Annotated in this window: 24 protein-coding genes; 19 read left to right on the top strand and 5 right to left on the bottom strand. The window is 44.3% G+C overall.

The annotated features are described in order from the left end of the window. Nucleotides 1-16 precede the first annotated feature (16 nt). Both NOM01_RS10295 and NOM01_RS10290 read left to right on the top strand, forming a co-directional pair. Nucleotides 17-193 carry a hypothetical protein gene (locus NOM01_RS10295; RefSeq protein WP_255748398.1) on the top strand — a complete coding sequence of 59 codons (177 nt, stop codon included), beginning with the start codon at nucleotides 17-19 and terminating at the stop codon, nucleotides 191-193. Further along, nucleotides 190-540, top strand: coding sequence for a YolD-like family protein (locus NOM01_RS10290; protein WP_255748397.1), 351 nt, complete (start codon nucleotides 190-192; stop codon nucleotides 538-540). Before NOM01_RS10295 ends, NOM01_RS10290 begins: the two co-directional genes overlap by 4 nt. A 134-nt stretch (nucleotides 541-674) precedes the next feature. Here NOM01_RS10290 and NOM01_RS10285 read toward each other — a convergent pair whose 3' ends face one another. Then, nucleotides 675-1,067 (bottom strand): hypothetical protein, encoded by a 393-nt coding sequence (locus NOM01_RS10285; protein ID WP_255748396.1) that lies wholly within the window; start codon nucleotides 1,065-1,067, stop codon nucleotides 675-677. Nucleotides 1,068-1,450: 383 nt separating this feature from the next. On the opposite strand from NOM01_RS10285, the gene NOM01_RS10280 reads away from it, so the two are divergent. Further along, a complete protein-coding gene (locus NOM01_RS10280; protein ID WP_255748395.1) occupies nucleotides 1,451-1,807 on the top strand; it encodes a hypothetical protein in 357 nt (118 codons plus the stop codon). Nucleotides 1,808-1,903: 96 nt separating this feature from the next. Here NOM01_RS10280 and NOM01_RS10275 read toward each other — a convergent pair whose 3' ends face one another. Continuing rightward, nucleotides 1,904-2,074: a hypothetical protein gene (locus NOM01_RS10275; protein WP_255748394.1), complete on the bottom strand. Its 171-nt coding sequence runs from the start codon at nucleotides 2,072-2,074 to the stop codon at nucleotides 1,904-1,906. A gap of 95 nt (nucleotides 2,075-2,169) precedes the next feature. Then, a complete protein-coding gene (locus NOM01_RS10270; RefSeq protein ID WP_255748393.1) occupies nucleotides 2,170-2,463 on the bottom strand; it encodes a putative quinol monooxygenase in 294 nt (97 codons plus the stop codon). A gap of 130 nt (nucleotides 2,464-2,593) precedes the next feature. Between NOM01_RS10270 and NOM01_RS10265 the strand changes: the two genes are divergently transcribed. After that, nucleotides 2,594-3,289: a DUF3298 and DUF4163 domain-containing protein gene (locus NOM01_RS10265; RefSeq protein WP_255748392.1), complete on the top strand. Its 696-nt coding sequence runs from the start codon at nucleotides 2,594-2,596 to the stop codon at nucleotides 3,287-3,289. Between the two features lie 371 nt (nucleotides 3,290-3,660). On the opposite strand, the gene NOM01_RS10260 is transcribed toward NOM01_RS10265, so the two are convergent. Next, the gene (locus NOM01_RS10260; protein WP_255748390.1) at nucleotides 3,661-5,058 is read right to left on the bottom strand and encodes a GH25 family lysozyme; all 1,398 of its coding nucleotides are present in this window, start codon (nucleotides 5,056-5,058) and stop codon (nucleotides 3,661-3,663) included. A gap of 425 nt (nucleotides 5,059-5,483) precedes the next feature. Next, nucleotides 5,484-6,260, bottom strand: a complete 777-nt coding sequence (locus NOM01_RS10255; RefSeq protein WP_255748389.1) for a carbon-nitrogen family hydrolase — start codon at nucleotides 6,258-6,260, stop codon at nucleotides 5,484-5,486. A gap of 380 nt (nucleotides 6,261-6,640) precedes the next feature. Between NOM01_RS10255 and NOM01_RS10250 the strand changes: the two genes are divergently transcribed. The 15 genes from NOM01_RS10250 to NOM01_RS10180 all read left to right on the top strand — a co-directional run bounded on the left by NOM01_RS10250 (nucleotide 6,641) and on the right by NOM01_RS10180 (nucleotide 24,338). Next, complete coding sequence (locus NOM01_RS10250) at nucleotides 6,641-7,297, top strand: potassium channel family protein (RefSeq protein ID WP_255748388.1); 657 nt, start codon at nucleotides 6,641-6,643, stop codon at nucleotides 7,295-7,297. Between the two features lie 4 nt (nucleotides 7,298-7,301). After that, nucleotides 7,302-8,651 (top strand): TrkH family potassium uptake protein, encoded by a 1,350-nt coding sequence (locus NOM01_RS10245; protein ID WP_255748387.1) that lies wholly within the window; start codon nucleotides 7,302-7,304, stop codon nucleotides 8,649-8,651. A 203-nt stretch (nucleotides 8,652-8,854) separates the two neighbouring features. Beyond that, nucleotides 8,855-10,015, top strand: a complete 1,161-nt coding sequence (locus NOM01_RS10240; protein ID WP_255748386.1) for a cation:proton antiporter — start codon at nucleotides 8,855-8,857, stop codon at nucleotides 10,013-10,015. Nucleotides 10,016-10,288: 273 nt separating this feature from the next. Next, the gene (locus NOM01_RS10235) at nucleotides 10,289-11,569 is read left to right on the top strand and encodes an ArsB/NhaD family transporter (protein WP_255748385.1); all 1,281 of its coding nucleotides are present in this window, start codon (nucleotides 10,289-10,291) and stop codon (nucleotides 11,567-11,569) included. A 180-nt stretch (nucleotides 11,570-11,749) separates the two neighbouring features. Continuing rightward, nucleotides 11,750-13,291, top strand: coding sequence for a glutamine-hydrolyzing GMP synthase (gene guaA, locus NOM01_RS10230; protein WP_255748384.1), 1,542 nt, complete (start codon nucleotides 11,750-11,752; stop codon nucleotides 13,289-13,291). Between the two features lie 410 nt (nucleotides 13,292-13,701). After that, nucleotides 13,702-14,016: a YdcP family protein gene (locus NOM01_RS10225; protein WP_093674660.1), complete on the top strand. Its 315-nt coding sequence runs from the start codon at nucleotides 13,702-13,704 to the stop codon at nucleotides 14,014-14,016. Between the two features lie 12 nt (nucleotides 14,017-14,028). Then, entirely contained in the window at nucleotides 14,029-14,397 is a 369-nt protein-coding gene (locus NOM01_RS10220) for a YdcP family protein (protein WP_093674659.1), read from the top strand. Nucleotides 14,398-14,427: 30 nt separating this feature from the next. Further along, nucleotides 14,428-15,828 (top strand): FtsK/SpoIIIE domain-containing protein, encoded by a 1,401-nt coding sequence (locus NOM01_RS10215; protein ID WP_188804623.1) that lies wholly within the window; start codon nucleotides 14,428-14,430, stop codon nucleotides 15,826-15,828. A 190-nt stretch (nucleotides 15,829-16,018) separates the two neighbouring features. Next, entirely contained in the window at nucleotides 16,019-17,221 is a 1,203-nt protein-coding gene (gene mobT / locus NOM01_RS10210) for a MobT family relaxase (protein ID WP_010023706.1), read from the top strand. A 64-nt stretch (nucleotides 17,222-17,285) separates the two neighbouring features. Further along, nucleotides 17,286-17,507, top strand: a complete 222-nt coding sequence (locus tag NOM01_RS10205; RefSeq protein ID WP_010023708.1) for a hypothetical protein — start codon at nucleotides 17,286-17,288, stop codon at nucleotides 17,505-17,507. A gap of 186 nt (nucleotides 17,508-17,693) precedes the next feature. Beyond that, on the top strand, nucleotides 17,694-18,194 hold the full coding sequence (locus NOM01_RS10200) for an antirestriction protein ArdA (protein ID WP_010023710.1): 501 nt from the start codon (nucleotides 17,694-17,696) through the stop codon (nucleotides 18,192-18,194). A gap of 36 nt (nucleotides 18,195-18,230) precedes the next feature. After that, nucleotides 18,231-18,638 (top strand): conjugal transfer protein, encoded by a 408-nt coding sequence (locus tag NOM01_RS10195; protein ID WP_010023712.1) that lies wholly within the window; start codon nucleotides 18,231-18,233, stop codon nucleotides 18,636-18,638. Further along, on the top strand, nucleotides 18,607-21,057 hold the full coding sequence (tcpF, locus tag NOM01_RS10190) for a conjugal transfer ATPase TcpF (RefSeq protein ID WP_255748383.1): 2,451 nt from the start codon (nucleotides 18,607-18,609) through the stop codon (nucleotides 21,055-21,057). The genes NOM01_RS10195 and tcpF overlap by 32 nt, the downstream gene beginning before the upstream one ends. Next, nucleotides 21,058-23,334, top strand: coding sequence for a CD3337/EF1877 family mobilome membrane protein (locus NOM01_RS10185; protein WP_370646042.1), 2,277 nt, complete (start codon nucleotides 21,058-21,060; stop codon nucleotides 23,332-23,334). Further along, nucleotides 23,331-24,338 carry a bifunctional lytic transglycosylase/C40 family peptidase gene (locus NOM01_RS10180; RefSeq protein WP_255748381.1) on the top strand — a complete coding sequence of 336 codons (1,008 nt, stop codon included), beginning with the start codon at nucleotides 23,331-23,333 and terminating at the stop codon, nucleotides 24,336-24,338. Before NOM01_RS10185 ends, NOM01_RS10180 begins: the two co-directional genes overlap by 4 nt. Nucleotides 24,339-24,344 lie beyond the last annotated feature (6 nt).

The raw sequence follows: 24,344 nt of genomic DNA, 5'->3' as shown, positions 1-24,344 counted from the left end.
CAAAAGGAGTGATTTGATGCTATCTGACTTCGAGCGAAAACTGCGGCAAATTATTCTTAACGACAGCATCGGCGGCAGAAAGGTAGATATGGACGCGTTGGAACAACGGACCGGACATAGCAGACAGGAAATTGAGGATACCATCGAGAAGTTATTACGGTTACCAAATGACAAGGGTGGAATTAACCTATGAGTAAGTTAACCGAAGAATCGTCGTGTATGCAGTCGGAGTCCGACTTGGGTATGTCCGCAATGCTGGAGACAAGAATGAGAAATGAGGTACGAAACAACACGAAAATAGACCGGCCGATACTTGCCGAGGACGAGACTGAGCAGATCAGACGAACGCTGCAAGCAGCGATTAACGAGCGTGCACCCGTTCAGTTAAGTTATTACAAGGGCGGTTTCATAAAGCAGTCCATTTGTTACCCGAGCTGTCTTGATTTATTCAGCAGGCAGCTGATTGTCCGTGATGCCTATGGTATGAAGAAAAATTATGATTTTCGAGATGTTATAGACGCACAATTTGGTCCGCAATGATTAATGAATAGTTTGATGCTTCTCCAGTTTCCCCATGCGTTGCCATGGGGACTTTTTTTGTAAAGCAGCGTGTTGTATAAATCATGGCTACCCACCCGTTTTTAGAATTCAAAAGCCCAAATTGGGCTAATCAATCAGTGAACATTAAGTTTCAGTGGCTTTGTATGTCCGTCTAGTGATACATAAATAGTATAAGTTTTCTTTGTGGTATTGCCGCCAACGAGCCAGGACCAAGTAATAATGCCGCTCTTATTGGATACCTTAGCTTGCAATCCCTTGGCTGTACTTCGGCCAGATTTGTAGATGACAGAAATAGTACCTCGTGCACGCGGCTTACCTTTAATTGTGACATAAGCGACATTACCGCGATGGAGACTCAAATGTGAGCTGACAACTTTAATTGGATAAGATTTAGCATACGCAACATTTTGCGGAGCTGCTGGAATGATTTCTTGCGGCAATGCAGCGCCTGAAAAAATGCCGAGTGACAAAGCAATTGCAGTGATTAATCGTAAAAGTTTCTTCATGAAAACTCCCCCTAATGCTCATCTATATCATGCTTTTCAGCAAAATACCGATTGAAACAGGGGAGAGGATAGGGTGAGGTGCTTTCAAGTTGTGGATTCTGTCTTCTCTCCAGAAATTCTTGTGCTATTTTGTTCCTATAGCAGATATCTAAAAGAAACGAATAAATCGTAAAACGCATGTCTATCTGCAGACAACTTATTTTACCATATTGTGAAAATGACAACGCTGTTTTTTTATTTATATAAAGTAAAATTTCTATATCGAGCAATTTTTATCTGAAATTTAGAAAAAATGATGAGCAAAACTAATTAATGATTTCTTAAGATTGCTTTGTTAAACTATAGAATGTTTTTCCAATCATGGGGGAAAGGGGGAGGTAACAATGACGGTTTCGTTGAACAACTATTTACTCAATTATCTATCGCAAATTGAGAATTCAAATTCTGCTACAACAGCATCAACGAGTAGCACAGACACAAAGGAATTATCTTCTGAGTTTGCACAATTGCTTGCTTCTTCATTAATGAACGATTCATCATCTCAGATGCTCGGCGATTTATCATCAACAGGCAGTGAGTTGACTGATACGGATTCTAATGATTCGAGCAGTATTTCCGGTATTTCGGATACATCAACTCAAAGCACCAATTCAGTGGAAGACCTGTTGTGGAATTTGCTCTCATCTGCTGCGAATAACAGTACGGATGCGACAACGGCTGCTTCAAGCGCTTCAGTCTGATATCAGTATCAGCGCCTTCTAGAATTTTTATTATGAAAAAGTCAAAAGGCTCTCTGCATGTGTTCTGCAGAGAGCCTTTTGATAAATCGTAATGCCTCAACCTTGCGGACTGAACGTACCGCTCATATTATGAGCGGCTTTACTCATTTGATCCATTGGTTCTTTTGCCCACTTAGGCATATTCTTCTGATTGTTTCTCATCATGAAAAAAGCTGCTGTTGCTCCGCATCCTGCTAAAAAAGACCAGAAAGCATGACCGTTTCCCATTGGTTTCATCTCCCTCAATTATTTGGTGCATGAGTATTTTCCGTTGTTTCACGAAAAAGATACGATGAAAAAATAGGAAGCGGTGAGCTTCTCTTTTATTGTTTTTTTTCTGCCTGAAAAAGGGTTACTCTTGTCGGCACCTCAAAGAATGGAGCGGAAATCGAGCCAAAGTGAACAAAATGGCTGGTTTGATTATGAACATCCACTGCTTTCTGATCTTTCCACTCCTCAATCATCATGAAGGTATTGGGACTCTGAGTATTTTCCAATAAATTGTAGCTGATGTTTCCTCCTTCAGCCTGAGATCCAGCCACAAGTGGCTTGGTTGCAGAAAGAAATGCATCTCTTTGTTCCGATTTAACTTTAAATAGCGCATGTATGATGATCATTCTCCATCACCTCACTGCTTATTTTACGCGATATGAAGGCAAAACAGAAATGAAAACGTTCTATTTTTTCGCCGTTCATAGCTTGAAGGTGTCAGGACATACTAAGGAAAAAGAAAGGAGTTCGTCATACATGAACAAAAGATGGATCGTACCGCTTATCGTCTGTTTCAGTCTGTTGTCCGGTATAATTTTTGCGTCCGTATCCAAAGCAAATACCTGCCCTCCGGTAAAATACAAAATTCAACAGCTGTCTGAGGGTATCTCCTATCCGCTGATTACGTCAGGGATTGATGATCAGCAGATCATGGATGAGATGAACCGGGTCTTTCGCAAACATGCGGAGAATGTGCAAAAAACGGACAAGAAATATAAAGAACAGTACACACATGATCAGCTGATAGGTACGCCTGGGCCTTATTATGCCCATACTCAACCGACAGTACGTTTTAACAGCAATTGCCTGCTTAGTGTTTCATTCATTGATGAATCTTACACAGGCGGCGCGCACGGTATGCACTATGAAAAAGTGTACAATTACGATACGCGCAGTGGGAGACAATATCAATTAAACGACATTATCCACACCAAGAAGGAACTCAAGAAGGTCAATGCCTATCTGACAAAGCAAATGATCAAGCTGAAAAATGAGGGACGCTATGATTTCTTTCTCGATTCGTTCAAAAGCGTTGATCTGAAACACGGACAGTTTTATTTCTACGATCATGGAATTGTCATTGTTTTTCAGGAATACGAGGTCGCTCCCTATTCAAATGGCATCATTCATTTGAAGGTTCCGTATCATGTGTTCATTGAAGATCGGGAATAATATGAAAAGGATAACATCTATTTCAAAAATTTACCGATATTCCTCTATTTCTAAAGAAATTCGGTATGCTTTATGTGTGAAATGAAATTGTGTTTGTTGACTTCCCCCTGTTATATAATCTTTAATTTGGACCCTTGCGAAAGGGTTTATTTTTTTGCGTGCGCTTTATTTCTAAAACGAATTATGAAAAACATTAAGCATTTTGTTAATCAATAATTAATAATTTCCCTGTAATATAAAGGATGTTAAATCAATGAAGCATTGTTTAACCTCCCCTTTTTAATATAGGAACAACTCTTGGGCGCCTGAGCACAGGCGTCACTTTTTTTGCAAAAAAAGACCTTCGGAAGGGAAGGCCTCTAAAAGATGGATTACATTGCATTAGGGTCATAATAAGAAACATTCTGATCTACGGCACCATTAACACCTGAAACGGTACCATTGCTCGTATATTGCCAGATATCAACTTGAAAACCTGTTTCCACACCATTATTGGTATCTTGACCTCGATAACGCGCGATCCAAATAAGCATCCTTTGAGGTTGTGAAATTCGGCTCATGTCAATATAGGTTTTATAGAAATTTGCTCCGGAATAAATGCCTAACTTAGAAAAGCCTCTGTTTCGCATTTGGTTGAGGAACACATTAACATTATCGCTTATGGTTTCTTTGACATTGCCCTCGATACCATTTGTTGTTTCGACGTCTACAAATAAATAGCCGAGATTGTCATTAGTGAATCCTGAGTTATTCAGCACATTAGCAAAATTATTGGCTTCAGCTATCGCCTGATCGCTAGTTGCTGCCCTAAAGAAATGATAGGCATCGACTTTAAGACCAACATTTTGTGCTTGATGCGCATTTGCTGAGAATGTGTTATCCGACCCGTTGCTTCCTTCACTTGCTTTAACAATAACAAAGCTGTTTCCTGCATTTTTAATGGCGTTAAAATCGATCGTACCGCCACTACGATCATTTTGCCAGTGAGAAAGATCGACACCGTTCGCACCTGCGGGAGGATTAAATCGATTCAAATCTGTTGTCACGTTGTCCTTATAGACGAATCCTTCTTTACCGTCGTTGGTTCGAATCCGTATCCAGTCCCCGTTTTGACCAATGATGTTAACCGCTGTTTTCTCTCTCAGTGTTGCGACAACGGCGGATTTTGTATTTGTGTCTTGATAGATTTTGAGATTGTCATAGCCGATATACGCTGTATAGGCATTGATTGGTGAATAATTCAATTTGACGACTTCAGGTGAGGCTGCGCTGGCTATTGGGGGATTGCCCATCTTTACATATTTCGCAGCGATATAGTAGGTGACTCTTCCATGTTTAAATCCGTACCAGCCACCATGATATCCGGAAACGGTGATTTTTTCGTTGTGTTTCAATTTTTTCACCGATTTGTACTGATTGCCTGCTCCGGAACGTGCGTTCACAGCGGTGACGGTGATATGGGCTCTTTTTGAATCAATTTTGCCCTTTAACCATTTGTTCTGCACATAACCTCTTTTGCCGCCTGAATAAATATAGGCGTAGCCTTTCTTCTGAACAAGCACAGTGATCCGTGTGTTCATATGAACCGTGCGCACGGTTTTATATTTACTGCTTGGTTTGTTGCGGATATTCAGCGAATAGCAGCGAACATAAGCCTTATAGTTCGCTGCTGCTGCATGGGCAGACTGTTCGAATGGTGCAATCATGCTTCCAATCGTTAATGAGAAAAAGATAAGAGCAACGCTCAGCATCTTGACTGTTTTATTCACTTTTTTCTCCCCTTAGTTATGAATTGCCGACAGTATGAACCTCCTTTCGTTCAAATGAGACAACTTTCCTCGTAATCTAATTATCGGGGTGGTATGGGTAGACTTCAATGAGTTTGCAAGAATTTTACATAGCCTTAATAAAATGGAATTCATGATTATGGGGATTGACAACAGAGTAGTTGAATGAGTAATCTTAAAGAAATGAATAGGGAACGAAATTTGGTGGAGCCTGTCAACAAGGGCTCCACTTTGTTTTTTTCAGGAAGAAGGGGAGAAAATGAACATAATGTTTCAATTGGTGGTGATTATTGTTTCGACTAATCCAAACAATCATTCGAGCAGGCACGTTATTCGGCTTGGTTAGACACTTTTTTACACAGAAATAAAGTACAATAATTCGCGTGAACGACTCACATAGCTGCCGGTCACTCGAATAGAACCCTGTGTTTAAGCTGCGGAAATTCTTCTCTGATTTGATCAACAGCTGCAAGATCAATCTCAGCCGTAACGACGGATTCATTTTCATCACCGGCAGCGACTACATTACCCCGGGGATCAACGATGCGGCTGTGTCCACCAAGGACGACACCTCGATTAATCCCCACACAATTGCAGGAAGCGAGAAAACAATGGTTCTCAACGGCGCGAGCGGCATTAAAAAGTTCCCAGTGCGCCAGACGCGTGAGCGGCCAAGCTGAAGTAATCAGAAACAGTTTAGCACCGTGATCAAGTTCTTTACGAAATTGTTCCGGAAAACGCAGGTCGTAACAAGTTGCGAGTCCAACCTTGCCGAACTCTGTGTCGACCGTCACAGGATCAGTCCCGCGTGTCAGCAGCTCGCCTTCCTCTGATCCATAGGTAAATAAATGAATTTTTCGATACGATGCGATCAGTTGCCCTTGACGATTGAACAGAATACTGGTGTTGTAAAAATGATCGTTGGATTTTTCCACGAAGCTTCCGGCAAAGAGATAAGCATTCAACTCACGCGCTTTTTGCGCAAAATGTTCAACGAATGGGCCATCTATAGGCTCAGCTTCATCCTGATAATGGTCGAATGTATTGTAGCCGGTCATCCAGATTTCCGGAAGAAGAAAAAAGTCATAGCCGGCATATTTGTCCAGCAATTGATCAGCTTTTTTTATGCGATCGGATGCCAATTGTGCATCGTTGATTTGAAGCTGAATCGATGCGATTTTCATGAGACTTGAAACTCCTTTTTTGAGCTTTAATTTTTATTTTTCCGATAATAATTTTCACAATTTATTATCGCACACTAGAAGGCGCGGTTCAAACAATTAATGCAGCGTACAGCAGCTTTGTATTATGTAAAATGAGGAGAGGAGTACCTATTTTAAAAACGCTTCAATGGGAAAAATTACATTTTTAGGCCGATTTCTGACTATTTTGTAATGGGATATGAATTAACCTTCTGAATTCAATTCTCCGAATATGCCCGATGATATTTCGGATTGGTTTGACAATGGTCTTTCATTTAAATAGAGTGAACAATATATGACCACTCATATTAACAGGTCCGTAAATTCTTATAACGGGGCAATCACAGATTGGAATGATTTTAATGAATAAACAATTTGCTGTCATCGGTCTCGGCCAGTTGGGCTCAAGTGTCAGCATCGAGCTGAGCAATATGGGTTGCGAAGTCTTAGCGATAGATATTGATTTGGATAAAGTGAACGATTACTCGGATGTCGTATCGCAGGCTGTGCAGGCGGATTCGACGGACGAAAAGGTATTGTTGGCGCTTGGTATTCGCAATTTCGATCATGTAATTGTTGCGATTGGACGCAACATTCAGGCGAGCATCCTGACGACACTGCTGCTGAAAGAATCCGGTGTGAAGGAAATTTGGGCGAAGGCTCAGAACGACTATCACGAAAAGATCCTGAGAAAGCTTGGCGCGGACAAGATCATTCGTCCCGAAGTGGAAATCGGGTACCGGATCGCGCATCTGGCGACCGCAAATAAGATTCTTGATTACATCGAATTGTCAAAGGACTATAGCATTATTGAAATCGAAGTGACAGAACGGCTGATCGGAAAATCAATTATGGAAATTGACGTACGCGCGAATTACGGCTGTAATGTGATTGCGATCCGTCGCAATCGTTCGGTCATTGTACGTAACATCGGTGATTTAAAGCTTGACCGTAACGATGTTTTGCTGATTATTGGGAAAAGCGAAGATCTTGAACGGTTTGAAAAAGAAGGGGTATGACTGAATGACTTGGTTTAGAAGCAAGATGGCACAGCTTGATATCAGGCCAATTACGTTTAACCCTCCTTTGCTGTTAGTACTTATTTTTCTTGCATTTGTGATTGTTGGTTGCTTCATGCTTAAGCTTCCGATCGCAACGACTCATTCGATTTCGTGGATCGATGCGTTTTTTATTTCTACTTCCGCAGCGACCGTTACCGGACTCGCACCAATTGATCCCAGCACGACGTTTACGATGTTCGGTAAGACGGTGATCATGCTTCTGATCCAGATCGGAGGACTCGGCATCATGTCTTTTGCCGTTTTTTTTGTTATCTTGCTTGGTGGAAAAGTTTCGATCAGACAACGACAATTGATGCAGGAGGCACTTAATCAACCATCATTCGGTGGTGTTATTCGGCTCGTGGTGTGGCTGCTTGTCTTTTCTGTAACGATTGAATGTGTAGCGGCACTCCTAATTTCAACACGACTGGTTCCTGAATTTGGTTGGAGTAGGGGCCTTTTTTACAGTGTTTTTCACGCAGTCAGTGCTTTTAATAACGCAGGATTTGCATTGTTCCCGGATAACTTGATCCGATATGTTGGCGATCCGGTAATCAATTTAACCATTTCCGGCTTGATTGTCACAGGAGGACTTGGTTTTACAGTTCTTGCCGAACTGCTTTCAGAGCGGAAATTTCGAAAAATGTCGCTGCATTCACGTATGATGATTACCGGAACGATTGTACTGAATGTGATTGCAATTGCAGGCATTTTGCTAATCGAATGGCATAATGCCCGGACATTGGGAAAACTTCCGCTTGGCGAAAAATTATGGGCGGGTTATTTTCAAGGAATTACGCCTCGTACCGCTGGGTTTAATACCATTGATTATAGCGCCATGGCGACTCCAGGCATCTTATTAACGGTTTTTTTAATGTTTGTCGGTGCGGGCAGTACATCAACAGGCGGAGGCATCAAACTGACAACGTTTATTGTGCTCGCTGCAGAAATGATCAGTTTCATCAAAGGAAGGCCTGAGGTTGAGGTGGGTAAAAGAACCATTGGACGGCATATTGTAGCGCGTGCATTGACCATTGCGCTGACATCACTGATTCTTGTGTTTGTCTCCGTGTTTACCCTTTCGATCACTGAACAAGCTTCACTTGAGCGTATTTTATTTGAAGTTGTATCTGCTTTCGGTACCGTAGGATTGTCAATGGGGCTAACCGCCCATTTGACTGTTTGTGGAAAGCTTGTGATCATGTGCGTTATGTTTTTGGGGAAAATTGGTCCACTCACGATCGCATTCTCTTTTTTAAAACGTATGAAAGCAAATATAAGGTACCCGGACGAAGATATTTTTATCGGCTAAGAGTGGAGTTCAATCTATTTCTTTTTGTCCTAGTCTTTTTGTCCTAGATCGAACGATTAGATTTTATTTTTCTAACAAATGGTTGACAATTCAGCTGCTCATTAAGTAAGCTTAATGTAATAAGTGAATAAGAAATGTTTTTTGGAGGAGCCTGTCATTATAGGCTCCCTTTTTGTTTTTTTGGAGGAGAAGGAGGACATGAATTGACATTTATTATTCAGTTAGCAGTCGTTATTGTTGCAACAAAAATAGCCGGTCATGCAAGTGTTCGGTGGTTGGGGCAGCCGGCTGTGCTCGGTGAGCTAATCGTCGGCATTTTGGTTGGCCCGGCACTTCTTGGGTGGATACCGGATTCTGAAATGATGCATGTCTTTAGTGAAATCGGTGTACTCATGCTTATGTTTATAGCCGGTCTGGAAACAAACCTTGAGGATCTTAGAAACAGTGCCCGCTCTTCATCAGCGGTAGCTTTGGGTGGTGTAATTCTGCCGCTTGGATTTGGCTATCTGGCCGGCACTCTACTAGGTATGGATACAAGTCATGCGATCTTTCTTGGATTGATCTTGTCCGCTACATCGGTGAGTATTTCCGTCCAAACACTGAAGGAATTAGGCAAGCTTCAATCAAAGGAAAGTATGACATTACTTGGCGCAGCTGTGCTTGATGATGTTATTGTGATTGTGCTTTTGGCTTTCGCTATGAGTATATTTGGAGACTCCGATACGTCAATTTGGTGGGTTGTCGGTGAAAAAATCTTTTTCTTTGCCTCGGCAGTCTTTGTAGCGTGGAAAGGTGTTCCTTGGATCGTTCGATTATTCGGCAGATTAAAGGTTTCCGAACCTGTGATCGCTCTCGCACTGGTTCTTTGCCTTGTTTTTGCATGGTATGCAGATCTTCTTGGCGTTGCAGGGATCATTGGTTCGTTTATTGCCGGCACAGCGCTTGCCCAGACATCATTCAAAGCAACTATTGAGCGTAAGATTGAACCTGTGGCTTATGGCATTTTTGTTCCTGTCTTTTTTGTCAGCATTGGACTAAAAGTGACATTCAATGGTATTTTTGACCAAATATGGTTCATTATCGGTTTAACACTGATTGCCGTATTGACCAAATTTATTGGATCCGGATTTGGAGCATGGATGACTGGTTTTTCACCGTTGTCTTCATTTCGGATCGGCTCCGGAATGGTTTCAAGAGGTGAGGTGGCACTTATACTCGCCTCTATCGGTATAGAGGCGCATCTTTTGGCTCAAAAATATTTTACACCACTCATCCTTGTTGTTATTCTGACGACACTGATCACGCCGCCGCTCCTGAAAATTTTGTTTGAAAAAGAAGAGGCATCGGCACGCGCAAATAAATAGCAGTTGGAAAAACAGTTGAACGAATGGTATCGTGAATCGTAATGAAGTTTGCCAAGAGAACAGGAAACAAATGGGGTAAAATCTCAATTCATTTCTTTACAAAACAATCTGGAATTCGCAAGTTAAATTTAAGATAAAAAAAAATCCCCGGATTCTGCCGGTTTGCTGCACAGATCCGGTTCTTTTGCAATGTAATAGCTTGTGACCAAACATAATGAAACAAAGACATCAAATAAAAATCCAAAATAAACAATATATTAAAGGAAGATGGACATGCGGAGTGAAGCATTAATTGCTATAATCATTTTTATCACTGCCTACGCACTGATTATCTCAGAAAAAATTCATCGAACTATAGTGGCTATGACTGGAGCTTCTTTATTGCTTCTTTTTGGTGTCCTCTCTCAAAATACAGCAATTCAGCATATAGATTTCAATACAATCGGTCTTCTGACCGGCATGATGATCATTGTATCCATCACTGCGCAAACCGGATTATTTAAATATATCTCTATTCGCTCAGCACAAATGGTGAACGGACAGCCATTTGCGTTACTAATCGTTTTTTCATTAATTACTGCAGTGGGTTCGGCATTCCTTGATAACGTCACGACCGTGTTGCTGGTTGTACCCGTTACGCTCAGCATTGCAAAACAATTAGATATTTCCCCGACACCCTTCCTGATGTCTGAGATTTTCATGTCTAATATTGGTGGCACGGCAACGATGATCGGTGATCCTCCGAACATTATGATTGGGAGCGCAGTACCGGAGCTCAGCTTCTTAGATTTTATCACAAATCTGGCACCGGTCGTATTGCTAATAGTGGGGGCAACACTCTTGATGCTTGGATTAATTTACCGTCGTTCACTGAAAGGGAGTAAAGAAGCGCGCATGAAAATTGCAAAACTTAATGCACGTGAAGCAATCAAGGATAAAACGTTGCTGATCAAAGCGCTCGTTGTTTTGTTTCTTACTATTATTGGATTTTTCTTGCATGAGTTTATTGGTGCAGAAACAGCAACAATCGCACTTGCCGGGGCGTTCTTTTTACTTTTGCTATCCGGAGAACGTTATTTGGAAGATGCTCTAGCGGGTGTTGAATGGACGACCTTATTCTTTTTTGTGGGACTCTTTGTTCTCGTAGCAGGACTTGTGGAGACAGGGGTTATTGCAAGTGTGGCTAAAGGAGCGCTTACGCTGACAGGAGGTAAACTTGTTCCAACTACTTTTCTGATCCTTTGGATGAGCGCAATCGCTTCTTCAGTTATTGATAATATTCCATTTGTCGCTACCATGATTCCGCTTATTAAAGATATGGGAGAACTTGGTATCACGAATCTGGAACCGCTTTGGTGGAGTCTTTCCTTGGGTGCGTGTCTTGGTGGAAACGGTCTTTTAATTGGTGCAAGCGCAAATCTTGTTGTTGCCGCTCTTTCAGGACGAGGCGGCCACCGCATTACATTTATTCGTTTTATGAAATTGGGAGTTCCTGTGATGCTGCTTTCAATGGTTATTTCGACCATCTATGTCTACCTGAGGTATTTATTATGATGGGTTGCCGAGCGCTGCATTCATTGTTAAAATAGGAAAAGCGGTTCAATTTGTTGAATCTTGGCGAAAACGGATACTGTAAATTAAAACTGGAAGCCACGTGGCCTCCGGCTTTTTAAATGGTTTATTAGATGAATGAAACAGGAAATTTGATTAAAAACGGATGGGGTGGGCAGAAGGATGGGACAACCGAATAACTTGATTATTGTTATGGACTTCGGCGGTCAGTACAATCAATTGATTGCAAGGCGAATTCGTGATTTAGGCGTGTACAGCGAGCTGTTCCCGAATACGCTGACTGCGGAACAAATTAAAGAAAAGAATCCAAAGGGGATTATCTTCTCCGGCGGACCGAACAGTGTTTATGACGAAGGCGCGCCTTTGTGTGACTCAGCTATTTTTGACCTGGACATTCCGATCCTCGGCATCTGCTATGGCTTGCAACTGATCAGCAAGCACTACGGCTCGACTGTTGAACGTGCGACACACCGTGAATACGGGAAAGCAGAGATCACGGCGAACACAGATAACGCACTCTTTAGCAGCCTGCCTGAAACGCAAACGGTATGGATGAGCCATGGCGATCGCGTCAAGACGCTTCCTGAAGGCTTCAAAATTGAAGCAAGCAGTGAATCCTGCCCTGTTGCAGCGATGGCAAACGATGCGAAAAAGGTGTACGCGGTTCAATTCCATCCGGAAGTGCGCCACTCCGTGCACGGCAATGAGATTCTGAGCAACTTCGTGTTCGGCGTCTGCGGTGCGGAAAAAAGCTGGTCAATGGAACACTTCATCGACCAGCAAGTGGAAAAGATTCGCGCAACCGTTGGCGATCAAAAAGTTATTTGCGCATTAAGCGGTGGCGTGGATTCTTCGGTTGCCGCTGCACTCGTGCACAAAGCAATCGGCGATCAGCTGACCTGTATCTTCGTTGATCACGGCCTGCTCCGTAAAGGTGAAGCTGAAGGCGTTGTTGATACGTTCCAAAACCGTTTCCATATGAATTTCATTCATGTTGATGCGAAAAAACGCTTCTTGGATAAGCTTGAAGGCGTCAGCGATCCGGAACGCAAGCGTAAAATCATCGGCAATGAATTTATCTATTTGTTCCAAGATGAAGCCAATAAACTCGAGGATATTGCCTACCTCGTGCAAGGCACGCTTTACACGGACGTTGTCGAAAGCGGCGCCGGCGGCTCATCCCAGAACATTAAATCGCACCACAACGTCGGCGGACTGCCGGAAGACATGAAATTCAAGCTGATTGAACCGCTCAACACGCTGTTCAAAGACGAAGTCCGCGCGCTCGGCACAGAGCTCGGCCTTGCTGATGACATCGTTTGGCGTCAGCCGTTCCCTGGCCCGGGTCTCGGCATCCGCGTCCTCGGCGCAATCAGTGAAGACAAGCTCGAACTCGTTCGCGAATCCGACGCGATCCTTCGTGATGAAGTCAAGAAGGCTGGTCTCGACCGTGACATCTGGCAATATTTCACCGTGCTGCCGAACATCCAAAGCGTCGGCGTCATGGGCGACGGCCGTACCTACGACCACTGCATCGCGATCCGTGCCGTAACGTCGATCGACGGCATGACCTCCGACTGGGCACGCATCCCATGGGATGTGCTCGAGAAGATCTCAACCCGAATCGTCAACGAAGTCGAACACGTCAACCGCATTGTGTACGACATTACCTCCAAGCCACCGGCAACGATTGAGTGGGAATAAAGTAGATACCTCGTTTGGTGTCAAAACGTTGATTTAACAGCATTTTTGGCAAAGGTAAAATGGATAAAAACACTTAAATTGATAAGGATCTCCGCCAAAATTCCGCCAAGGACCGGAGTCAGAGAACCGTATCAGTTCGAGGTTCAGAAGGTATATTTTGAAGAATATGCCTTCTTTTTTATTTTATTTTTCCGCCAAGTCATTCTGTTTCGAAAGGTACCATCACTGTGTCACAAATTTTAATCAATCCTGTGCTGAGATGAGAAATCATTTCAGCCTTTTTATTTCAAGTTTTTGGTGTTGGAAGGGATGTGCTTTCACCAGAGCATCTCGCTCTTTTCCCGACAAAATTTAAGCTTGAATCAGCGTATTAATCAAAACAAAATTATTTACAGAAAGGAAAATGATTTATGGAACTGAAACACATTATTCCAAACGTTGAAAAGACATTTGGAAACCTCGAATATGCTGGAGAAGGCAATGTAGAACAGCGCCGGGTTAATGGTCGCACGATGATCCTTTCCCGCAGCTACAATTTGTATTCCGACATCCAGCGAGCGGACGATATCGTTTTGGTGTTACCACCGGAAGCGGGTGAAAAGCATTTTGAAGTAGAAGACAAGGTGAAATTGATCAATCCTCGAATTACCGCAGAGGGTTATAAAATTGGTGCTCGTGGTTTTACAAATTATATTCTCCATGCAGACGATATGGTGAAAGCATAAGGAGGGCAAAAAATGAGATTAGCTGAAGGCATTGTGATTGATAAGGACAAGACATTTGGTGCGCTGAAATTCTCCGCACTCCGCCGTGAAGTGCGCGTGAATAATGAGGACGGGACGGTTAGTGATGAAATTAAAGAACGGACTTATGACCTTAAATCCCGTGGACAAGGACGCATGATACAGGTCAGTATTCCGGCTGCCGTCCCGTTAAAAGAGTTTGACTATAATGCCGAAGTGGAACTGATCAACCCGGTAGCGGATACAGTAGCGACTGCCACATTTTTGGGAGCGGATGTGGACTGGTATATCAAGGCCGAGGACATAGCGCTGAAAAATAAACAAGCCGTCCCCCATCCGCAGCCACAAACTAAAGGAAAGTAATGCCATTTCATTTTCCGGAAAGGATCATTTATGAAACATTTCATCTATAAAGGAAAAAGGATTCGAGCGGGTGATCAACATCTTGTCTTTCGATTTGCTGCTACCTCACTCGTTCTTGTTTTCCTATTCGTGTTGCTGGCCTTTCATGGGAAGCGGCTCATGCTAATGGACTGGAAGAAGGTACGACTTTTGCATGAAGGCAGCTTGCAGTTTGCTATCACGCCCTATCTCATGTTCAGTGTCAGTGTAGCTGCAGGAATAAGCATGCTTGTGGCCGGCCTTTATTACCACTTTCATCGAGATAGAGTGAAACAGCTCGTGCACCGCCAAAAGCTAGCCAAAATGATCCTAGAAAATAAATGGTATGAATCCGAACAGGTGCAACATGACGGGCTCTTTAAAGACCTACCATCCGGCAGGCCAAAGGAGAGAATCCGCCATTTCCCAAAGATGTATTACCGGCTCAAAGATGGACTGATTCACATCCACGTAGAAATTACGTTGGGTAAATATCAGGATCAGCTCCTGCACTTGGAAAAGAAGCTGGAAAGTGGCTTGTACTGTGAACTGGTGGACAAAGAGCTCAAGGATTCTTATCTAGAATATACCCTGCTCTATGATACGATTGCGAATCGTATTTCCATTGAAGAAGTCACTGCTAAAGACGGGCGCTTAAAGCTGATGAAGTCTGTTTATTGGGAGTATGATAAGTTACCTCATATGCTCATTGCTGGGGGAACAGGCGGAGGAAAAACCTACTTCATCTTCTCACTCATTGAAGCCTTAGCGCGCACAAACGCCATGCTTTATGTCCTTGACCCAAAAAATTCGGATCTTGCTGATCTTTCTGAAGTCATGCCGAATGTCCATCATCAGAAAGAAGACATGATGGCCTGTCTGAACCAGTTTTATGACAGTATGATGGAACGCAGTGAAGCCATGAAACAGATGACTGGCTACAAGACCGGAGAGAACTATGCTTATCTGGGATTGCCCGCTCACTTCCTCATCTTTGATGAATACGTGGCGTTCATGGAAATGCTTGGGAAAGAGAGTTCTGTTGTTTTAACCAAGTTGAAACGGATCGTCATGCTTGGGAGACAGGCCGGGTACTTCCTGATCCTTGCCTGCCAGCGTCCAGACGCTAAATTTTTAGGCGATGGGATTCGTGACCAATTCAACTTCCGTGTGGCCTTGGGACGCATGTCGGAAATGGGCTACAGCATGATGTTTGGTGAGGTGGAAAAGGATTTTTTCCTAAAACAAATCAAAGGGCGAGGTTATGTGGATACAGGGACAAGTGTCATCTCAGAGTTTTATACCCCTTTAGTCCCTAAAGGACACAATTTTATAAAAGAGATTGGAACACTGATAAGAAGCAGGCAGGACGGACAGGCGGCGTGCGAAGCGAAAGCCGAAGGGACGGACTAGCCTGCTGCTGGTGTGGCGTCAGCCACGCCAGCGATTTAGCCCCCCGTATCTAACAGGGGGGCACAAATACAATAAAAAACAGTTTCAAAATCCAGTAAACACCCTATTCTGTCTAGGTTTCTGGAATTTTTGGAGGATGTCAACTATGCCCCTTTCAGTTGACATCCTCTTTTTGATTGGAGGGTAATCATTGAGCGAAAATGATTTATGGGTACAACATCTGAAGGAAAAGCGGCTTTCATACGGCCTTTCACAAAATCGCCTGGCGGTTGTTGCCGGAATGACCAGACAGTATCTCAACGATATTGAAAACAGCAGGGCTTCCCCATCGGATGACATCAAAACGGCGTTACTAAAAGCATTGGAACGGCTCAATCCCGATGCACCACTTGAGATGCTGTTTGACTATGTGCGGATACGATTCCCAACCACGGATGTGAAGCATGTCATTGAAGACATTCTGCTTTTGAAAATGAACTACATGCTTCATGAAGACTATGGCTTCTATTCCTACACGGAACATTACGCTTTGGGAGATATTTTTGTGATGGTCTCTCCTGATGAACAAAAAGGTGTGCTGCTGGAACTGAAAGGACGAGGCTGCCGCCAGTTTGAGGGATTCCTTTTAGCCCAACACCGAAGCTGGACCGACTTTTTCATGGATGCCATCTGCGAGGGCGGTGTATTCAAGAGGCTGGACTTAGCGATCAATGACAAGGCAGACATTTTGGATATTCCGCAGCTGACGGAAAAATGCCGACATGAAGAATGTATTTCTGTGTTTCGCAGCTTTAAAAGTTACCGTAGCGGCGAGCTCATCCGCCGAGAGGAAAAGGAAGCCATGGGGCACACGCTCTATATCGGTTCTCTAAAAAGTGAAATCTATTTCTGCCTTTATGAAAAGGACTACGAGCAGTATGCAAAGAGTGACATCCCTATCGACGAAGCCGAAGTCAAAAACCGATTTGAAATCCGCCTGAAAAACGAACGTGCCGATCACGCCATCCTTGACCTGATGGCTTACCACGATGCGGAGCGTACGGCTTTTTCCATCATCAACCGTTACCTGCGTTTTGTGGACAAAGTGGAAAATAAGCGACGCAGCACATGGAAAATGAACGAAAACTGGGCCTGGTTTATCGGAAAAAACCGGGAGAAATTGAAATTAACCACCCAACCGGAGCCGTATTCTTTTGACCGGACCTTAGGCTGGTTACAGCGACAGGTGGCCCCGACATTAAAAGTGGCGCTTTGGCTCGACCAGATCAAAGATACTACCGTCATTGATGACATGATCCGGCATGCCAAGCTCACGAAACGCCACGAAAAAATAGTCCAGCAGCAGGCCGATGCTGCCGAACAGATGGTCACGAATCATCATCGGCAAAAATGATCTTTAAACAATGCATCAACGAAATTTTAATCACAAATTGGATGTATAAAAGGAGAAATCGCTCATGAATTTTGGACGGAATTTATACACTTGGTTTTTAAATAATGCTCAGTCTCTCGTCTTGATGGCGATTGTGGTCATCGGGCTTTATCTCGGTTTTAAACGGGAATTTTCCAAGCTGATTGGTTTTCTAGTGATTGCTTTGATTGCCGTGGGATTAGTCTTCAATGCGGCAGGTGTCAAAGATGTCTTACTGAATCTGTTTAACAGAGTCGTGGGTGCGTAACTTTAACACCTGTTCTTTTGGCATGTATAAGGGCTTTTCTTATGCATGCCAAAAAACAGGTACGTCAAACGGTAGTGCGACAGGGAAATGCACTTTTATCTAAATAAATTTAATGGGTAGCCATTGCGCAGTCGAAAACCACTGCTTTTTTTGTATCTATTTTTAGGAAAAGGAAGTGATATATAGATGGAAATGAAAGTCTATATAGCCAATCTTGGCAAGTACAATGAGGGCGAATTAGTCGGTGCATGGTTCACTCCACCCGTTGACTTTGAGGAGGTCAAGGAGCGTATCGGATTGAATCATGAATATGAAGAATATGCCATCCACGATTACGAATTGCCCTTTGATATTGATGAATACACGCCCATTGAGGAAATCAACCGTCTGTGTTCTCTAGCGAAGGAATTAGAAGGAACACCGATTGAGGAGGAAATGAGAGAAATCCAGAACGCCTTTTTTGGCAGTTTTGAAGAAATGGTGGAGCATAAGGATGACATCATCTGTTATCCCGATTGTGATGATATGGAGAATGTGGCCCGTTACCTATTGGAAGAGTCAGGTACCCTTGGTGAAGTCCCTTCTCATTTGCAAAACTATATTGACTATGAAGCTTATGGACGGGATTTGGAGTTGGAAGGAAATTTTCTCGTCACTTCCCACGGTGTTTTTGAATACGTCAGTTAACTAAAAAGTCTCTTAAACAGAAAGGAATAGTGACAGATGAAAAAAATCAGAAGCTATACTAGCATCTGGAACGTGGAGAAGGTGATCTACGCCATCAATGACTTCCAACTACCCTTTCCGGTCACTTTTACGCAAATGGCTTGGTTTGTCTGCTCGCTCTTGCTGGTGGTGCTCTTTGCGAACGTGCCACCGTTGTCTTTCATTCATGGCGTCCTGCTGAAATATGTGGGTCTTCCGGTTGGCTTCACGTGGTTCATGTCACAGAAGACCTTTGATGGGAAAAAGCCCTATGGCTTTCTGAAATCCGTATTTTCCTATATGCTCCGTCCCAAAGTCACCTATGCTGGAAAGTCTGTGAAGCTGAAAAAAGAGACCGTCGGTGGAGCGATTACCGCCGTGAGGAGGGAACGTTATGCTGTATCCGATCAAGTACATCGAAAATAACCTCGTTTTTAATCACGACGGGGAATGTTTCGCCTATTATGAACTGATTCCCTACAACTACTCCTTTCTGAGTCCAGAAGAAAAATACCAGGTGCATGAGCATTTTCGTCAGTTGGTCGCCCAGAGCCGTGACGGGAAAATTCATGCCTTGCAGATTGCTACAGAATCAAGTATTCGGGCCACGCAGGAGCGAAGCAAGAAAGAAATCTCTGGAAGATTGAGAGACATTGCTTGCCGGAAAATTGATGAACAGACTGAAGCGTTAGTCGGAATGATTGGTGAAAACCAAATCGACTATCGCTTTTTTATTGGCTTCAAACTGCTTTTAAACGAACAGGAAGTCAGCCTTAAGGTGATCAGTGAATCCATTCTGATGACCTTTTCTGATTTCCTTTACGAGGTCAATCACAAACTGATGGGCGATTTCGTCAGCATGAGTACGAAAGAGATTAACCGGTTTATGAAAATGGAACGCTTGTTGGAAAACAAAATCTCCCGTAGGTTCAAAGTCCGCAGAATTGATAAAGATGACTTCGGCTATCTGATTGAACATCTCTATGGGAAGACGGGTGCGTCCTATGAGGCATACACCTACCATTTGCCAACCCAAAAGTTGAAGCAGGAAACGCTGGTAAAACGATATGACCTGATCAAGCCGACCCGCTGCCTCGTCGAGGAAAATCAGAGGTATTTGAAAATCGAACAGGAAGATCAGACAACTTATGTTTCCTATTTCACGATCAATTCAATTGTGCGGGAGCTGGACTTCCCTTCCTCAGAAATCTTTTACTATCAACAACAACAATTTACGTTCCCGATTGACACGTCAATGAATGTGGAGATTGTCACGAATAAGAAAGCCTTAACGACGGTTCGAAACAAGAAAAAAGAGCTGAAAGACTTAGACAACCATGCTTGGCAGTCCAACAATGAGTCAGGTAACGACGTGATGGAAGCCCTGGATAGTGTCAGCGAGCTGGAAGCGAATCTCGACCAGACCAAGGAAGCGATGTATAAACTCAGTTATGTGATACGGGTAGCAGCCCCGGATTTGGACGAATTAAAGCGTCGGTGTAACGAAGTCATGGACTTCTACGACGATTTAAGCATTAAACTCGTGCGACCGTTCGGGGACATGATCGGGCTGCATGGTGAGTTCCTTCCTGCCAGCAAGCGGTATATGAATGACTACATCCAGTATGTAACCAGTGATTTTCTCGCCGGTTTAGGCTTTGGTGCGGCGCAGATGCTTGGGGAAACAGAGGGGATCTATATCGGCTACAATCTTGACACCGGGCGCAACGTTTACTTAAAGCCGAGCCTTGCGGCACAAGGCGTGAAGGGCTCCGTCACTAACGCCCTTGCGGCCGCTTTTCTCGGTTCCCTTGGCGGCGGCAAATCCTTTTCGAACAACCTACTCGTCTATTATGCCGTCCTCTACGGCGGACAGGCAGTGATCGTCGACCCCAAATCTGAGCGTGGTGGGTGGAAGGAAACGCTGCCGGAAATGGTCGAGGAAATTAACATCATTAATCTGACAAGAGAAGAACGGAATAAAGGTCTGCTCGATCCCTACGTGATTATGAAGCAGACGAAGGATGGAGAAAGCCTCGCCATCGACATTCTGACTTTTCTCACGGGCATTTCAAGTCGAGATGGTGAGAAGTTCCCAACGCTTCGTAAGGCCATCCGTCGGGTGACGCAGAGTAACCGGCGAGGTCTTTTATGCGTGATTGACGAGCTCTACAAGGAAGGCACTACGGTCGCGAGCAGCATGGCTGACCATATCGACAGCATTAAGGACAGTAACCTGGGACACTTGTTGTTCTCTGATGGCATGACCGTTCAGTCGATTAGCCTGGATAAGCAGCTGAACATCATCCAAGTGGCGGACTTGGTGCTTCCAGATGCTGAAACCGAATTTAAGGAATACACGACTGTGGAACTTTTAAGTGTGGCGATTTTAATTGTCATCAGCACCTTTGCCCTTGATTTCATTCACTCCAACCGCAGCGTGTTTAAAATGGTGGACTTGGATGAAGCCTGGAGCTTTTTGCAGGTGGCACAGGGGAAGACCCTTTCCAACAAGCTGGTGCGGGCTGGTCGCGCCATGAATGCCGGTGTTTATTTCGTAACCCAGAACGCAGATGATTTACTGGATGAGAAGATGAAAAACAATATCGGTCTGAAATTTGCATTTCGTTCGACGGATATACACGAAATCAAGAAGACACTGGAATTCTTCGGCGTGGACAAGGAGGATGAACAAAACCAGAAACGATTACGTGAACTTGAAAATGGCCAGTGCCTTATCTCTGACTTGTATGGCCGTGTAGGTGTCATCCAGATTCATCCGGTCTTTGAGGAACTGCTCCATGCCTTTGACACCCGTCCACCGGTCAGAAAAGAGGTGACCTAAATGCACCTGAAAAAGAGACGTAAAATTTTCATGGCTGTTCTTTTGGTCACGGTTGGATCGCTGCTTTTCTTCGCACTGCTTGGAACGATTGCCCATGCGGCCGGTCTTGTCGATGATACGGTCAGTGCTCAGAATGCTTACTCTAAATATCCTTTGGGCAATTACCAGCTCGATTTCTATGTGGATAATTCATGGGACTGGCTGCCGTGGAATTGGACCGATGGTATTGGCAAACAGGTCATGTATGGACTCTACGCCATCACGAATTTTATCTGGACGCTCTCCCTCTACCTGTCCAATGCGACAGGGTATCTCGTACAGGAAGCCTATTCCTTAGATTTCGTTTCCAAGACTGCAAACGCGATTGGAAAAAACATGCAAACATTGGCAGGTATTTCGCCCAGCGGCTTTCATAGTTCTGGCTTTTATCCAGGGTTCCTGCTGATTTTTATTTTAATCCTCGGGATCTATGTGGCCTATGTGGGGCTGATCAAGCGAGAGACCACCAAAGTGATTCACGCCGTGATGAACTTTTTGGTGGTTTTTCTTCTGTCCGCTTCCTTTATTGCCTATGCCCCAGACTATATCGGCAAAATCAATGGATTTTCGGCGGACATCAGCAAGGCTAGTCTGTCGCTGGGGACAAAAATGGTGATGCCACACTCGGGAAGTCATGGTCAGGACAGCGCAGCCCTCATCCGGGATAACTTGTTTTCGATACAAGTGCAGCAGCCCTGGCTGCTTCTACAGTATGGCAATTCTGATATGACTAAAATCGGACAGAAACGGGTGGAAAAGCTGCTGTCCGCAGATCCGGACGCAAACAACGGCGCAGACCGGGAAGCGGTTGTTAAAGAGGAAATTGAAAAAGAAGGCAATAAGAACCTGACACTCACCAAGACGACCCCACGTTTGGGGATGGTGTTCTTCCTGTTTCTATTCAATATCGGGATTTCCATCTTCGTGTTTCTACTTTCGGGGATCATGATTTTCTCGCAGATCTTGTTCATCATCTATGCCCTCTTCCTGCCCATCAGTTTTCTGCTTTCCATGATCCCGGGCTTTAATGGCATGGGCAAACAGGCCATCATGAAGCTTTTCAATGTCATCATGACACGGGCAGGCATTACGCTAATTGTCACGATTGCCTTTTCCATTTCCACCATGCTTTACGCCCTATCCGGAGAATTCCCGTTTTTCCTGATTGCCTTTTTACAGATTGTGACTTTTGCGGGTATTTACGCCAAACTGGGTGACCTTATGGGTCTATTCCACTTGCAGGCGAGTGATTCTCAGCAGATGGGAAGCCCAATCCTGCAACGGCCTTATCGGTTCTTACATCGCGAGACGCGGCGATGGAAGCGGAAAATGGGTCGCTTTTTTACGGCCGGAGCAACCGGTGCGGCAGCTGGCCCTGGGGCAAGGGCAAAAGCTTCGAGGTCCGGAGCTTCCCAACAGACGCAAACCCGCAGCCAACGTCCAACACAAGGATCAAAGAAATCCCAGCTTGAGCCTCGTACGGGTCGGTCAGCGGGTGCGGGCAAAGAGACAATAAAGCGAAGCACGGACAACCCAAATCCAAGAAAGAAGCAAACAGCGGCTTTACCTTTGAATACCCGCCAAGTCTTGATTCATGGGAAGACAGAAAAGCACGACACGATGACAAAAAAGACAGAGGACGCCAAAAGTCGTACAGTGCAAAAAATCGCGGACAAAAAACAGAACCGTGAAAAGAACCAAATGCAGCAGCGTCCGACGATTGCGCAACGCCGACTGGAATTTAACCGGACCCGTCAACAAAAGGCAACCGAACAGGATTTCGTTGAACGGCCTAAAACCAAATTAACAAAAGATAAACCAGCCAAGAAGCAAAAAACGGCAAGGCCTCATTCGGCACCTGCACGGTCTGTAATGCCTGATTCCACGCTGAAGACAAACAAAAGGACGATAAACTCAATCCACTCATTCAAGGATCAGGCGAAAAAAAGCCAAGCAAAAAATACCGAGCTCAATCGTCCGGTCGTCCAGATGCCAGATTCTACAGTACGCCAAGATCTCACCAAGCAGGATCTTAACAGGAGAAGCCCAGTTGCGACGCAGAAAGAGCACGCACCGACTCATCCAAACGCAACGCGACAACCGTTTACACCAAAAAAGAGCCGACAACTGGCCCCGATGATCAAAAAACAAGAGGCAACCCTCAGGCATAATCGGACAGAAACGGGTCAACAGACAAGGCAACGCGTGACTCGTAGGCAGAGAGGAAGCCAAAAATGAGATTAAACGTTTGGCTAATCTTCGGTGCCGTCTTCGCTATGCTGATTTCCCTACTAATTTTTGTCGCTGTTTTCATTTCAAATGAAGAGGATGGAGATGGCATCAGCAATGGGATCGATCTTGCAGGCGCTAATCTGTCACAGGAAGTACTGGCCCACCAGCCAATGGTGGAAAAGTATGCCAAGAAATATCAAATCGAGCGCTATGTCGGTGATTTGCTTGCCATCATGCAGGTGGAAAGCGGAGGTCGTGGCACAGATGTCATGCAGTCGATGGCCTCGACCGGACAACCTCAGCATTCCTTTACTGTGGAGAAGTCGATTCAGCAAGGGTGCAAATATTTTGCGGCTTTACTACAGTCTTCTAGGAAAAAAGGAGGCGACATCAATACCGTGATTCAGTCTTACAACTATGGAGGGAATTTCATCGATTACGTGGCGAGTCACGGTAAAAAATACACCTTTGAACTTGCGGAGAACTTTGCGAAAGAAAAATCCGATGGGGAAAAAGTTTCTTACACAAACCCGATTGCATTGAAGAAAAATAGTGGCTGGCGATACCGTTACGGGAATATGTTCTATGTCGCTTTGGTTTCGCAATATTTGACCGTGGCACATTTCGACAATGCCACCGTTCAGGCAATCATGAACGAAGCCTTGAAATATAAAGGCTGGCGCTATGTGTTTGGGGGAGACAATCCCAACACGTCCTTTGATTGTAGTGGATTGACGCAATGGAGCTTTGGAAAAGCGGGCATTAGACTGCCTCGGACAGCTCAGGAACAGTATGACGTCACGCAGCATCTTCCGCTATCGGAAGCGAAACCGGGAGATTTGGTTTTTTTTCACGATACCTATAATGCAGCTACTTATATCACACACGTCGGTATTTATGTCGGTAACAATCGCATGTATCAAGCTGGTGATCCGATTGGGTATGCCGATCTTACAACCTCATACTGGCAGAAACACCTAGTCAGCGCCGGTCGGATCAAAAACAAATAGAAAGGA

The sequence above is a fragment of the Sporolactobacillus sp. STSJ-5 genome, assembly GCF_024385605.1.
GTDB lineage: Bacteria > Bacillota > Bacilli > Bacillales > Sporolactobacillaceae > Sporolactobacillus.
Note: the sequence above shows the minus strand (reverse complement) of the source record. Positions and strands in the feature narration are given on the sequence as shown.

Bases quoted from the DNA above. Each gene is read 5' to 3' on its own strand.
- tcpF (WP_255748383.1), top strand. From the start codon at position 18,607: ATGCTGTATCCGATCAAGTACATCGAAAATAACCTCGTTTTTAATCAC.
- NOM01_RS10290 (WP_255748397.1), top strand. From the start codon at position 190: ATGAGTAAGTTAACCGAAGAATCGTCGTGTATGCAGTCGGAGTCCGAC.
- NOM01_RS10180 (WP_255748381.1), top strand. From the start codon at position 23,331: ATGAGATTAAACGTTTGGCTAATCTTCGGTGCCGTCTTCGCTATGCTG.
- NOM01_RS10280 (WP_255748395.1), top strand. From the start codon at position 1,451: ATGACGGTTTCGTTGAACAACTATTTACTCAATTATCTATCGCAAATT.
- NOM01_RS10215 (WP_188804623.1), top strand. From the start codon at position 14,428: ATGAAACATTTCATCTATAAAGGAAAAAGGATTCGAGCGGGTGATCAA.
- NOM01_RS10270 (WP_255748393.1), bottom strand. From the start codon at position 2,463: ATGATCATCATACATGCGCTATTTAAAGTTAAATCGGAACAAAGAGAT.
- NOM01_RS10250 (WP_255748388.1), top strand. From the start codon at position 6,641: ATGAATAAACAATTTGCTGTCATCGGTCTCGGCCAGTTGGGCTCAAGT.
- NOM01_RS10245 (WP_255748387.1), top strand. From the start codon at position 7,302: ATGACTTGGTTTAGAAGCAAGATGGCACAGCTTGATATCAGGCCAATT.
- NOM01_RS10225 (WP_093674660.1), top strand. From the start codon at position 13,702: ATGGAACTGAAACACATTATTCCAAACGTTGAAAAGACATTTGGAAAC.
- NOM01_RS10195 (WP_010023712.1), top strand. From the start codon at position 18,231: ATGAAAAAAATCAGAAGCTATACTAGCATCTGGAACGTGGAGAAGGTG.
- NOM01_RS10285 (WP_255748396.1), bottom strand. From the start codon at position 1,067: ATGAAGAAACTTTTACGATTAATCACTGCAATTGCTTTGTCACTCGGC.
- NOM01_RS10200 (WP_010023710.1), top strand. From the start codon at position 17,694: ATGGAAATGAAAGTCTATATAGCCAATCTTGGCAAGTACAATGAGGGC.
- NOM01_RS10265 (WP_255748392.1), top strand. From the start codon at position 2,594: ATGAACAAAAGATGGATCGTACCGCTTATCGTCTGTTTCAGTCTGTTG.
- NOM01_RS10185 (WP_370646042.1), top strand. From the start codon at position 21,058: ATGCACCTGAAAAAGAGACGTAAAATTTTCATGGCTGTTCTTTTGGTC.
- NOM01_RS10275 (WP_255748394.1), bottom strand. From the start codon at position 2,074: ATGGGAAACGGTCATGCTTTCTGGTCTTTTTTAGCAGGATGCGGAGCA.
- NOM01_RS10205 (WP_010023708.1), top strand. From the start codon at position 17,286: ATGAATTTTGGACGGAATTTATACACTTGGTTTTTAAATAATGCTCAG.
- NOM01_RS10220 (WP_093674659.1), top strand. From the start codon at position 14,029: ATGAGATTAGCTGAAGGCATTGTGATTGATAAGGACAAGACATTTGGT.
- NOM01_RS10235 (WP_255748385.1), top strand. From the start codon at position 10,289: ATGCGGAGTGAAGCATTAATTGCTATAATCATTTTTATCACTGCCTAC.
- NOM01_RS10295 (WP_255748398.1), top strand. From the start codon at position 17: ATGCTATCTGACTTCGAGCGAAAACTGCGGCAAATTATTCTTAACGAC.
- guaA (WP_255748384.1), top strand. From the start codon at position 11,750: ATGGGACAACCGAATAACTTGATTATTGTTATGGACTTCGGCGGTCAG.
- NOM01_RS10255 (WP_255748389.1), bottom strand. From the start codon at position 6,260: ATGAAAATCGCATCGATTCAGCTTCAAATCAACGATGCACAATTGGCA.